We start from the raw sequence: 12,561 nt of genomic DNA, 5'->3' as shown, positions 1-12,561 counted from the left end.
CTACTTCAATTTTTGGAATTCCGCCTTGATTTTTTGATTCAGGTCTAGACTGGCGCGAAGCATAGGAAGTCTAACTTGATCTCCGCAAATCCCCAAGTGGTACAGTAGGTTTTTGATTCCCACAGGATTGCTTTCTGCATACATCAGGTTATTCAGCGGTAAAAGTGAAAATGCCGCTTGCAGACTTTTATCTTCAGTTCCATGGCATAAAGCCTTAAAAGTTGCTGGTAACGCATTGGCCATCACAGAAATGATCCCAGATCCACCAATGCTATAAAGCGCTTTGGTCATAAGGTCGTCACCGGAAACGAGCAAGAAACCCTTCGGCATGGATGCAGCGATATGCATGCATTGCTCCAAATTCCCGCTAGCCTCTTTCATCCCGATGATATTAGAATGTTCGGCAAGAGTTAGAGTTGTTTCAGCAGTAATATTAGACATCGTTCTGCCTGGGATATTGTACAAAATCACTGGAACTGGGCATGCATCCGCAATCGCCTTGTAGTGCTCAATAATCCCTGCTTGAGTAGGTTTATTGTAATATGGGCTGACCGAAAGAATAGCAGTAATACCAGCGAAATTTGTTCCTGCAATATCATTTAATACTGACATGGTATTATTCCCTCCCAAGCCATAAACTACAGGCACTCGCCCGGCATTATATTCTAGACAAGATTTTAACACTTGTTTCTTTTCAGCAGAAGTAAGCGTAACAGTCTCCCCGGTTGTACCTAAAACCACCAAATAGTCCACTCCGCCATCAATTACATGATCGATGAGTTTTTTAAGTCCATCGAAATCTATTGATTGATCATCGTGAAACGGGGTGACAAGGGCTACGCCGGTTCCTTTGAGTTGATTCATGTTTATAAGGTTTGGGAGGCTAAAGATAATGGGATGAGAGGAATTGGAATACTGTTTTGGAAAAAAAGGGAGATACAAGTGATCAGTCACAGTATTTAGTCTTAGATCTGATGAAATCCAACTGAAACTATATACTGAAAAGTAACAACTATGCCTTCTCTATAATCTTCAAGAATTCTTCCTCGCTTATCATCTTCACACCTAATTTCTGCGCTTTTTCTTTTTTGCTTGGTCCCATGTCATCGCCTTCAATGATAAAATCTAAATTCTTTGAAACCGAGGAAATGTACTGCCCACCATGAGCGATGACCGCATCTTTGATCTCGTCTCGTTTGAAATGGATAAGTTTTCCGCTGGCCAAAATCCGTTTTCCTTCCAGAGAATTGCCTAGTTTGCTTGATTCACTTTCATGAATTTCGAGATTTAAACCAAATCCCTTCAGTCTGGAGATGATTTCTTTATTTTTTGGCTGCGCAAAAAAGTCCTGTAAGCTAAGCACAAGAGTCTCGCCTATGCCGTTGATATTTAGTAATTGCTCAGAAGTAGCTGCTTCCAGTTTTTCGATAGTTCCAAAATGCTTGGCAAGTAATTGAGCGGTGTTTTCTCCTATATTTCTAATTCCCAAAGCGAAAAGAACTTTCTCGAAAGGCTGGTTTTTAGAGACAGCAATTCCCTCCATCATGTTTTTGATCACACCATCTTGGAAGGTGTTTGCTTTGAGTTTTTTGATGCGATCTGTTAAATCTTGACTCAGGTCAAGATTTAATTTTAGCAGAATAGCGTGAACAGTCCCTTCTTTTTTGCTCACTTCTAATACCTGTTGGAAATCTACTTTCCTACTGAGGAAGAGATCTAACACTACCGCTACAGGCACGTAATCTTCTAATTTGGGAAGGTGGTGATCTTTCAAATTTGAAATCAAATAATCGATCATTGCTGTATTGGAAGGTACTTTTTTCTTCCATTTCCGGATTTGCTCTTGGAAAGCTTTTAAAACCAAGGTGAGAGGTAATTCAGTATTCTCGACTAAGAAATCATGAACCTGCTTCGACGTGATTCCTTCTGTGACTGCATAAAGTGCTTTCTCCAAAGTGATATAAAGCAAACCATCGCCTTCAGTTTCATATTGATCTTGGGACATTTCCAGACCCAGAAGCTCCTCTTTTCGGGCCTCCAGCTCATAAATGTCTGCTGGATCGATGATAAATCCCTGATCTATTAATGCACGGACCCGTTCTGTTCCCATCGAATCAATATCCATCGCTCGCTTAGATACGAAATGCTCAATTCGGCCAAGTACTTGAGGTGGACAGGATGCTGCATTTGGGCAATAATGTTTGGCTTCGCTTTCTTTGCGCTCCAGTTCAGTTCCGCATTCTGGACAGTGGGTAATGTAGGATATTGGTTTGGCTTCGTTGTTTCTTCTCTCTGGATTCACTGCCGTGATTTTAGGGATAATTTCCCCACCTTTTTCCACAAAGACAAAGTCACCTTCATGGAGACCCAAGCGCTCAATCTCGTTGGCGTTGTGAAGGGAAGCGCGCTTCACCGTCGTGCCTGCAAGGCTTACTGGTGAAAGATTTGCTACTGGTGTGATCGCTCCAGTTCGTCCTACCTGATAAGTGATGGACAATAGTTCGGACTCCGCATTTTCTGCTTTATATTTAAAAGATATCGCCCATCGGGGATTCTTGGCTGTAAAGCCGAGTTCCTCTCGCTGGTCGTAATTATTGACTTTTAAAACAACTCCATCTGTCTCTACAGGTAAGGAGTGACGTTTATCTTTCCAGTCCTCGATGTAGTGGATGACTTCCTGAATATTCACAACTTTTCTATAGGTTTGCGAGACGTTGAAGCCCCAAGTTTCTATCAGTGATATAGCTTCAGAATGAGTGTTTACGCTCAGTTCATCACCAAGTAACTGGTAGAAATAGCAGTTCAATCTACGCTTGGCTACCACTGAAGAATCCTGCATCTTTAGCGTTCCGGAAGCTGCGTTTCTAGGGTTTGCAAGCAACGAATCCCCAGCCTCATCCCGGGCCGCATTGATTTTTTGGAATTCTTTGAGCGGTAGAAAGATTTCGCCACGCACTTCAAATAATACAGGAATATTATCACCTTTTACCTCCAGAGGGATATTACGAATTGTCCGCACGTTTGCTGTGACATCATCTCCTTTGTATCCGTCACCACGAGTAACTGCTCGTGCTAAGCGTCCATTTTCATAAACTATACTAATTGCAACGCCATCGAATTTCATCTCGCAGAAATATTCGAAGTTGGAATGCCCCAGTCCTTTCAAAACGCGCTCATCGAATGCAATTAATTCTTCCACAGAATAGGTATTCCCTAGGGAGAGCATTTTAGTGCTGTGCTCGACCGTCTGAAAATCCTTGGTGATCGTCCCGCCCACGCGCTGACTTGGGCTATCTGGATCCAGCAAATCAGGGAAAGATGTTTCCAGCTGGATCAATTCCTCCAATAGTTTATCAAACTCAAAATCAGAGATTTCAGGATTACTATCTTGGTAATAAAGATTATTGTGATGATTGATCTGCTGGGTGAGTTGAGAAATTCGCTGATCGGCTTCCTGTGTATTCATGGGCTTTGTGGGGAAATTCTGGCTCGTAAAAATAGGATTTCGATCCGGAAAGAGCAATCTGTACAGGCATTTTAACCGGGAAGTGTTGCAATGTAAGGCAGGAAGGGGTTTGGGATGTTTTTATTATAAGGGTCTAAAGCATCAATTAATAAAGGGCTTCATTTTTTGTTTCGATATTCAAGCTTTGGATATCATGTAATAGTACCTTCCAGGTGCTGTTTTTTAAGCTGCCTCCTGAATAATGTTTTGAATTATAGTCTATTGTAATTACTCTTAAAGAGGTTGATCTTTTATAGGGAGTTTCACAAATAACCTGCTTAATGTTGTCAATTCTATAGTTGTAATTTACCCATGGCCAAATATGATTTTTCATTAGCAAGTGATTTTTGTCCAGATAAAAATAATGCAGTTGATGCCCTAAATACCCATAAGTGAAGGCAAAGATGATGATGGATACAATAAATAAGGCTATGAAAAAGTTGGGTGAGTTTATTATCATATAAAGGGTAAAGGCATTCAAGCCGTAAAGTATAATTCCGTTGAATGAGAGGAAATGATTACCACTGTATTTTGTCATGTTAGCCTTATCCACCAATTCTATAGAATCTGCTTTCAAGGTGTCTGATTTTATATTTAGTTCGATTGGGGCTTGGGTATTGAGGCAATCAATTACATGCTCAAACGTTTTTCGCATGATTGGCATATTTTCATAATAAGAAGCCATGATGTCTATTTGCTTTCCACTTTTGAGTATCAGGTTGGTCGTATCTATGGGTGAAGTGTTGACTTGACTTTTGCCAAACAACTCAATTTTATCAATATCATTCCACTTGATGGATTCTTTGTTGAATAAGGTGCTGAGCATTATTCCTTTGCTATTAATCTTGATCGTCTTACAGGTTTTTATGTTATGAATAGCCAGACCAATAATTACTACACATAGAAGAACAGTTCCGTAGATTGGCGTTTTAAAAATTGAATCTACTTTTCCGTTGTTTAAGTCTAGGAAAGAAAGAAAAGCAGTAAAATAGCCTATTGCAGCCAGTAGAATAATAATCAGTACTGGGATTACTATCGCATTCACTTTGTTATATCGACTTGTTATTGTCATTTTAAGAACTTGAATCTGGTTTGGGCGGATGTTTTGGAAAGATATTCCTAACACAAAATAGTAATTTTAAATGCCTAATCTATCCGTATTAGAACCTTATCTTTGAGATATTTGAACGGCATTTTGATTTTTCCTTACAAACCATCGTTCATGCAATTTGCACCAAGGTCGGTCAAAAATGTAACTACGTTCTTTTCCCGGATAGATAATTCTACCAAAATGAAGGAACGATGGTCAAAATTCGATGAACGTTCTTCATTTAGGTACAATCGTCCAATTGGGATAAGGTGATTCAGTATTTAAGATAGAAAATTCTGTCAATAAGGACTCTCGTTCTTGTATTCAGAATTAAAAACTGAAATGATGGCTTGATGAAATTATAAAAATGTTAATCCAATTTTCTTGTTCAATCCTTGCTCAAAAATTCTGATTAGTGTAGAAAGTTGGATGTTCCCTTTTCCGTTTTCGAGTTTGGAAATGTAGCTTTTTTTTGTGCCTGCTTTCTCAGCCAACTGTTCTTGAGTCAGTTTTGCTTCTTTGCGTGCTGATTTTAGCATTTCACTTACAATGAACATTTGGGAACCTTCCTCGTATTTATTGCGATTCTGTGTGCCGATTTTTCCATGTTCGAGGTCGATCAATTCATCAAATGTCTTTATGTTTTTATAATCGTTCATAGTTTCAGTTTTTACTTTCAAAATAATCTCTCATTATTTTCTCCGCTTTTTCTAACTCTTTTCGAGGTGTCTTTTGTGATTTTTTTTGGAAACCATTAAACAGAACAACTAGCTGTCCCTCATCAAAACAGCAGAAAATCCGATAAATACTAGACTGGTATTCGATGCGGATTTCATAGAGTCCATGCGTTCCAGATAAATGCTTCAAGAATTTTTCAGGAACACGGTCAACTTGTTTAATCAATTCGAAAACATACTGGATTTTACCTTTTACTTTTTGATCTTGCTCTCGGTAGAATTCTATGAAGTAATTTTCGTAGAAGATTATTCTTCTATTCATTTATCAAAGTTATCTTAAAAGGTAACATTAACAATTTTTTAATTTGAATTTTTGCTGATGATTTGAAGTCTCCTTTAGAGCAATCAGAAGACAGATAACTTTTAAGTACAAAATCTTCAAGGTTCAAAAAATACTCTAAGGTTACACTCATTGCGCCGCCGCGAGCAAAATCGAACACCAACTAATTTGGTCTTCCAGCCAAACTATTTCCTTTGTGTATCCTTCTATTATTTCGAATCTTTGCCCTCCATGTCCCTAAAAAACCCCTATGCCGAATAAAGCAAGTATTGAAAGCAAGATTCTAGATGTAGCGTATAAACTTTTTATGCAAAAGGGCTATCGGCAAACAACCATGGATGATATCGCTCAGATGTTAGGGATGAGCAAAAAGACACTTTATAAATATTATCCAGGCAAACTTGAGTTGCTTGCTGCTTCTTTTGAGTTAACGCGAACTAAACTCACAGCCAAAGTTGAGGCAATTGTAGAGAATAGGTACATATCTTTTCCCCTCAAACTCAAATCAACTTTGATAGTTATGGCTTCTGTACTTGGTCCGATTAATCCTGAGCTCTTCGAAGATATCAGAGAGCAAGCGCCTGATATCTGGCGAGGGTTAGAGGAGTACATCAATGAATCAGCTTATATCCGAGTAAAAAAATTGATGGAACAGGGCATTAGCGAAGGTTTGATCAAGCCATCTGTGAACATTAATTTGGTGGTGATGCTGTATGCATCTGCTGTGAAATCGCTCATGGATCCCAAGTTTTTAGCACAGTTTCCAGACGATATCCAAAGGGGAGTAAAGATATCGCCCGCAGAAATGTATGATCAGGCGATCACTATTATCTACTCAGGTATTTTGACTGATGAGGCGCGCAATGAATTTGCAAATGCCTAATTGCGTTGAATCGATTTTCTTATCTTTGCGGCCTAATTCTGCTGGAAATATTATTTAATGGCAGTCTTGACTAATCCGAATCCTAGATCAAAGATGAGCAATACCCACTTCAAAAGATATACAATTACTGCGGCGCTTCCTTATGCCAACGGGCCACTTCACATCGGTCACCTGGCTGGATGTTACATTCCGTCAGATATTTACGTGCGTTATTTAAGAAGCTTGGGAAAAGATGTAGCCTACATCTGCGGCTCCGATGAGCATGGTGTAGCGATCACAATCAAAGCAAAGAAAGAGGGTAAAACACCTCAAGAAATCGTTGATCGCTATCATGAGATCATGAAGGGGAGCTTTCAGGAATTTGGGATCAGTTTTGATCATTATTCCAGAACTTCAGCGCCTATTCATCACGAGACAGCGCAGGGATTTTTTAAGGATTTGTATGAAAAAGGTGAGTTTTTAGAGCAAAGTACTGAGCAATATTACGATGAGGATGCCAATCAGTTTTTGGCTGATCGATACATAGAAGGCACATGCCCGAAATGCGCCAACCCAAATGCATATGGAGATCAGTGTGAGAAATGCGGTAGCTCTCTGAGCCCTACTGAGCTCATCAATCCAAAGTCCAAATTGAGTGGTAGAACGCCCATCTTGAAGGAAACCAAACATTGGTTTTTAGATTTGGCAAAATATCAAGCATTTCTGAAAGAATGGATTCTTGAAGATCATGCAAATGATTGGAAAAACAATGTACTCGGTCAGTGTCGTTCTTGGTTAGAAGCTGGCGAAGGTTTGCAGGCTAGATCCATGACTCGTGATTTGGATTGGGGGATCAAAGTTCCTTTGCAGGATGCTGAGGGCAAAGTACTTTATGTATGGTTTGATGCGCCGATTGGCTACATCTCCTCTACGAAAGAATGGGCAGCAGAGAAAGGAATCGATTGGGAGCCTTACTGGAAAGATAAAGACACCAAGTTGGTACACTTTATCGGGAAAGATAACATCGTTTTCCACTGTATTATCTTTCCAGCGATCCTCAAAACTCACGGCGAATACATCCTTCCGGATAATGTGCCTGCAAATGAGTTTTTGAATTTGGAAGGAGATAAAATCTCTACCTCCAGAAACTGGGCCGTTTGGCTACATGAGTATTTGGAAGAGTTCCCTGGACAGCAAGATGTGCTGCGTTATGTCCTGACAGCAAATGCGCCAGAGACTAAGGACAATGACTTTACCTGGAAAGACTTTCAGACTAGAAATAACTCAGAGCTGGTTGCTATTTACGGGAATTTCGTGAATCGTGCGGTGGTGTTGACTCATAAATACTACCAAGGAATCATTCCTCAGCGAGGAGAATTGACTGGTTACGATCAGGAGGTTTTGGATGCGCTAGCTGAGTTTCCTGAGAAAATTGCCTCTTCCATCGAGCGCTACAGATTCCGTGAGGCATTGGGCATCGTGATGGAGTTAGCTCGCTTGGGCAATAAATACCTTGCAGATACTGAGCCTTGGAAAGTGATCAAAACAGACGAAGCTAGGACAGCGACGATCATGAATATAGCGTTGAATATCGCTGCAAATTTGGCAATACTTTCGGAGCCTTTCTTACCACATACTGCTGGGAAACTAGTGGGTCTTTTTGGTATGGAAAAGATCGATTGGTCTGAAGCGGGTCAGGGAGAGCTTTTAAAAACGGGGGTTTCCCTCGGAGAGATGGGGCTTCTTTTTGAGAAAGTCGAAGATGAAATTGTAGAAAAACAAGTGCAAAAATTATTAGATTCTAAAAAGATGAATGAAGCGGAAAATATACCAGTAGTACCAATGAAAGACATTATCACCTACGAGGATTTTGCAAAGCTAGATATGCGTGTGGTAACTATTTTGGAAGCAGAGAAAATGCCTAAATCTAAGAAACTACTCAAGTTGAAAGTAGACATAGGTCTTGGAGAGAGAACTGTTTTGAGCGGGGTAGCAGAGCACTTCGAGCCAGAGTTTTTGGTTGGAAAAAAAGTAACTATGTTAATTAATCTCTCTCCACGAAAAATGATGGGAATCGACTCTGAAGGTATGATCCTGATGGCTGAAGACAAAGACGGAAAACTGAAGCTAATGGTGCCACATGAGGGAACTGCGAGTGGATCGACCATTTCATAAGTAGTAAGACATTAGTATCAAGTATCTAGATTTTAGATAGTAGAACAAAGATTCATGATATCAGTAGGGGCGAATAATTATTCGCCCTTTTTTCTTGTTCCAAAAGTCTAATGTCTTGCTACTTGTTACTTAGGTCTAATGAAGCGGCCTCTTCTTAATCATCCCACCTTTGGTGTCCTTGATAGGATATTGAATCACAAAAGCTGTTGCATCTATTTTTTGTATTTCCACCAGCATCTTGGTGACTTCCAATCGGGTAATTACACAGAAAAGGACTTTTCTATCGGGAAGAGATTCAGCATTTTTCCCATAACCTCCATCAGATCTAAGTACAGTGACTCCACGGCCTAAGCCATGAGAGATCATTTGCTTGATATCTTCTGCAAAAGGAGACATGATCATCACGCCAAGGTATTCTTCTACGCCATTGATGATGAAATCGACCGTTTTGGAAGCCGAAAAATAAGTTAACATCGAGTACATGGCTGTCTCTAAATCGACAAAGATTGCTGCGACAATAAATAGACAAACATTGAAAACTGTGATAAAATCACCAACAGTAAGGCTGGATGTCCTACTCACAGAAATTGCCAAAACTTCTGTGCCATCTATTACCGCCCCGCCTCGGATTGCAAATCCAATTCCACTTCCTAGAAAGAAGCCTCCAAAAACGGCAATCAGTAATTTATCAGCAGTAATTGCAGGTACTTCTATGTAATGAACTAATAGCGCCAGTGCTAAAATTGCGAGTGTACTTTTGATGGCGAAAGGCACTGAAACCTGTTTCGCCCCTAGCAAAATAAAGGGCAGATTGACTAAGATGATCAAAACAGACAAGTTGACCGGGGTCAGCATTTCCAAGAGTAGTGACATACCCATGGCCCCACCGTCGAAAAATCCATTTGGCAGGAGAAAGCCTTTTAGACCAATACTCGCCATCACTACCCCAATCGCGATGAATATTCCGTCCTTGATTTGCCTCCAAATCGTAATCCGCTTCACTAAACCTGAGTCCTGAATATTTAAAAGTCTTTTAACCATGCTTCGAAAGTATAATTTTTTAAGCAACTGTTATGCTATCAAAATAAACTAAACCAAGAATAAATTCTTAACTTAAAAATGTAGAGCGAGTTAAACTAGCCATTAACTTGATTGAGAAATTGGTGTTTATTGAATCATATTTTCAACAATATGTAAATAGATTAGGACAAAAGATTAGGTCTGTTTTCCTATAATTTTTGACAATTACTCTTTTTCTTCTATCTTTTTGAAGCTTGTTTTATGATATGATAAACTTATGAAGACCGACGGATACAACGCAGGAGAGCACTATGATGAGATGATCACCGAAGACGGGGAGATTAGAGCGCATTATGATGAGATTTTTAATCATCTAAAGAAGACTAGCTCTCGGAAAATGGGCCAATTACAGCACTCAGCAAATCAGACTCAGCGCTCAATGGGGATGACTTTCAATGTATATCATGATAATCAAGGGTTGGAAAAAATTCTCCATTTGGATATTATTCCAAGGATTATTCCCAATTCAGAATGGAAGAAACTGGAGGCAGGATTAAAGCAGAGAACGCAAGCTCTAAACATGTTTCTTCAGGATATTTACAATGAGCGCAGGATTTTGAAAGATGGGATAGTGCCTTCCGATCTGATTCTGAAAAGCAGGGATTATCTTGAGCCTTGTATAGGCCTTACGCCGCCAAAAGGTATTTGGTGCCATATCACCGGGACGGATTTGGTGAAAAGTAAAGATGGGGAGTATTACATCTTAGAAGACAATCTTAGATGTCCATCCGGAGTGTCTTATATGTTGGAAAGTCGCGAGATTATCAAGCGTGTATATCCAGATATTTTTAATCAAAAGGGTGTAATGCCTGTTTCTAACTATCCGACTAAACTCCTTCGGATGCTCCAGAATCTTTCAGATAAGCCAAAACCAGTTGTTGGTGTGCTTACTCCTGGAGTTTATAATTCTGCATACTACGAGCATTCCTACCTCGCTTTGCAAATGGGAGTAGAATTAGTGAATGGAGTAGATTTAATAGTGGAGAACAAGAGAGTTTACATGCAAACTACGAAAGGCTTGCAGCAAATCGATGTGCTTTATCGCAGAATTGATGACACATTTTTGGATCCAGAGACATTCAATCCTGATTCTATGCTCGGAGTTCCAGGTCTTTTTGAAGCCTATAAAGCGGGTAATATAGCTTTAGCAAATGCACCCGGAACTGGCGTAGCGGATGATAAAGCGGTCTATGCTTACGTTCCACAAATAATCAAATACTACTTAGGCGAAGAGCCAATTCTGAATAATGTTCCTACTTACCTCTGCAGAGAGGAGAATGACAGACAATATGTGCTGGATCATATTGAAGAGTTGGTAGTGAAGGAAACCAATGCTGCAGGGGGCTATGGGATGCTGATTGGCCCGAAAGCTACACCGGAAGAGCATGCTAAATTTCGCGAGCTGATAAAGAATAATCCTACAAATTATATCGCTCAGCCTACACTTTCACTTTCCACCGTTCCGACTTTGACAGAGGAAGGAATAAGCGGAAGGCATGTGGATTTGAGACCTTATATATTGTATGGTGAGGAAATAGAGGTAATCCCAGGGGCACTTACACGAGTGGCTTTGAAAAAAGGCTCCCTTGTTGTGAACAGTTCACAGGGTGGAGGAAGTAAGGATACGTGGGTTTTGTATTAAAAATTTGTTGTGGTCAGCTATGTCTATAACTCTATTTTCTTTGCTTGTCAGGTCGTCCCGATAGTTATCAGGAGTCCGATGATGGGTGACCGAAGAAGCCACATTGTATTTGATTATCATTTAATAAGTCGCTTTTGCCCATTTACTGTTACAAATGCGAATACACCTTATATTTAAAGAACAAGAATATGCTAAGTAGAGTAGCAAATAGTATTTATTGGCTAGGAAGATACCTGGAGCGTGCAGAGAACTATGCACGATTTATTGATGTGAATTTCAATCTGATGCAAGATCTGCCCATAGATCTAAAAGAGCAGTGGCATCCTCTGATTGCAGCCACAGGTGATTTACCTATTTATGAGAAGAAATGTACAGGGTATGAGAAAAACCAGGTATTATACTTTTTGGGTTTTGATGCTGAAAATCCTAACTCCATGCTTTCTGCGATCACTAATGCTCGTGAAAATGCCCGAATTATCCGTGAAAATCTAAGTAAGGAGACTTGGGAGAAAACCAACGAGCTCTATTATATGATGCAGGAAGGTTTGGAAAAGAAAGTATGGAAAAAAGAAGACCCAAGACCATTTTTTGAAAAAGTCAAAAACCAAATTCTTTTGATTTATGGCATCGCTGATAGTAGTGTTGCTAGAGTGGATGGTTGGTATTTCAGGCAGCTAGGGCAATTCTTGGAACGAGCCGATAAGACCTCCAGGATTTTGGACGTGAAGTATCATATCTTATTGCCTTCGGATCAAGAGGTAGGGACGCCACTAGATTTCCTTCATTGGATGGCATTGTTGAAATCAGTTACAGCATTCAATACCTACCGAAGATTGTATGGAAACATTGATTCTTCCAATGTAGTGGAGTTCTTGGTGTTAAATAAATACTTTCCGCGATCCATCTACCACTGCATCAAAGAAGCAGAAAAATGCCTACATAACATTTCAGGCAATTCGGGTGGTGGCTATTTGAATTCAGCCGAAAAAGCGATAGGTGAACTTCGTTCTAAGCTTGAATTTGCCGAGGTAAGTGAGATTATTGGATTTGGCTTACACGAATACTTGGATGACCTTCAAATGAAAATAAACCGAATTTCCATGGAGGTAGATGCTAACTTCTTTACAATAAGATCGAATAATACCTCCCAACCGCAAAGTCAATCTCAAGGTTGAAAGCTAGAAATGCTT

Annotated in this window: 10 protein-coding genes; 4 read left to right on the top strand and 6 right to left on the bottom strand. The window is 39.9% G+C overall.

Translation table 11 applies throughout. The annotated features are described in order from the left end of the window. From dapA to BVH02_RS11430, 5 genes are all read right to left on the bottom strand, one after another. Positions 1-864, bottom strand: coding sequence for a 4-hydroxy-tetrahydrodipicolinate synthase (dapA, locus tag BVH02_RS11450; protein WP_086501591.1), 864 nt, complete (start codon positions 862-864; stop codon positions 1-3). A 148-nt stretch (positions 865-1,012) separates the two neighbouring features. Beyond that, the gene (gene ligA / locus BVH02_RS11445; RefSeq protein ID WP_086501590.1) at positions 1,013-3,466 is read right to left on the bottom strand and encodes an NAD-dependent DNA ligase LigA; all 2,454 of its coding nucleotides are present in this window, start codon (positions 3,464-3,466) and stop codon (positions 1,013-1,015) included. A 145-nt stretch (positions 3,467-3,611) separates the two neighbouring features. Further along, complete coding sequence (locus tag BVH02_RS11440; RefSeq protein WP_111357137.1) at positions 3,612-4,577, bottom strand: hypothetical protein; 966 nt, start codon at positions 4,575-4,577, stop codon at positions 3,612-3,614. Between the two features lie 377 nt (positions 4,578-4,954). Beyond that, positions 4,955-5,254, bottom strand: coding sequence for a helix-turn-helix domain-containing protein (locus BVH02_RS11435; RefSeq protein ID WP_086501588.1), 300 nt, complete (start codon positions 5,252-5,254; stop codon positions 4,955-4,957). A 4-nt stretch (positions 5,255-5,258) separates the two neighbouring features. Further along, on the bottom strand, positions 5,259-5,594 hold the full coding sequence (locus BVH02_RS11430; protein ID WP_086501587.1) for a type II toxin-antitoxin system RelE/ParE family toxin: 336 nt from the start codon (positions 5,592-5,594) through the stop codon (positions 5,259-5,261). Between the two features lie 268 nt (positions 5,595-5,862). On the opposite strand from BVH02_RS11430, the gene BVH02_RS11425 reads away from it, so the two are divergent. Further along, complete coding sequence (locus tag BVH02_RS11425) at positions 5,863-6,495, top strand: TetR/AcrR family transcriptional regulator (protein ID WP_086501586.1); 633 nt, start codon at positions 5,863-5,865, stop codon at positions 6,493-6,495. A 93-nt stretch (positions 6,496-6,588) separates the two neighbouring features. Further along, positions 6,589-8,649, top strand: coding sequence for a methionine--tRNA ligase (metG, locus tag BVH02_RS11420; protein WP_086501771.1), 2,061 nt, complete (start codon positions 6,589-6,591; stop codon positions 8,647-8,649). A gap of 135 nt (positions 8,650-8,784) precedes the next feature. On the opposite strand, the gene BVH02_RS11415 is transcribed toward metG, so the two are convergent. Beyond that, a complete protein-coding gene (locus BVH02_RS11415; RefSeq protein ID WP_086501585.1) occupies positions 8,785-9,690 on the bottom strand; it encodes a YitT family protein in 906 nt (301 codons plus the stop codon). 256 nt (positions 9,691-9,946) lie between these two features. Between BVH02_RS11415 and BVH02_RS11410 the strand changes: the two genes are divergently transcribed. Further along, a complete protein-coding gene (locus BVH02_RS11410; protein WP_086501584.1) occupies positions 9,947-11,371 on the top strand; it encodes a circularly permuted type 2 ATP-grasp protein in 1,425 nt (474 codons plus the stop codon). A 188-nt stretch (positions 11,372-11,559) separates the two neighbouring features. Further along, a complete protein-coding gene (locus BVH02_RS11405) occupies positions 11,560-12,546 on the top strand; it encodes an alpha-E domain-containing protein (protein ID WP_086501583.1) in 987 nt (328 codons plus the stop codon). Positions 12,547-12,561: the final 15 nt, after the last annotated feature.

The organism is Algoriphagus ratkowskyi (assembly GCF_002150505.1).
Lineage (GTDB): Bacteria > Bacteroidota > Bacteroidia > Cytophagales > Cyclobacteriaceae > Algoriphagus > Algoriphagus ratkowskyi.
The sequence above is the reverse complement of the archived record's forward strand: the minus strand, read 5'-3'. Positions and strand labels throughout refer to the sequence as shown.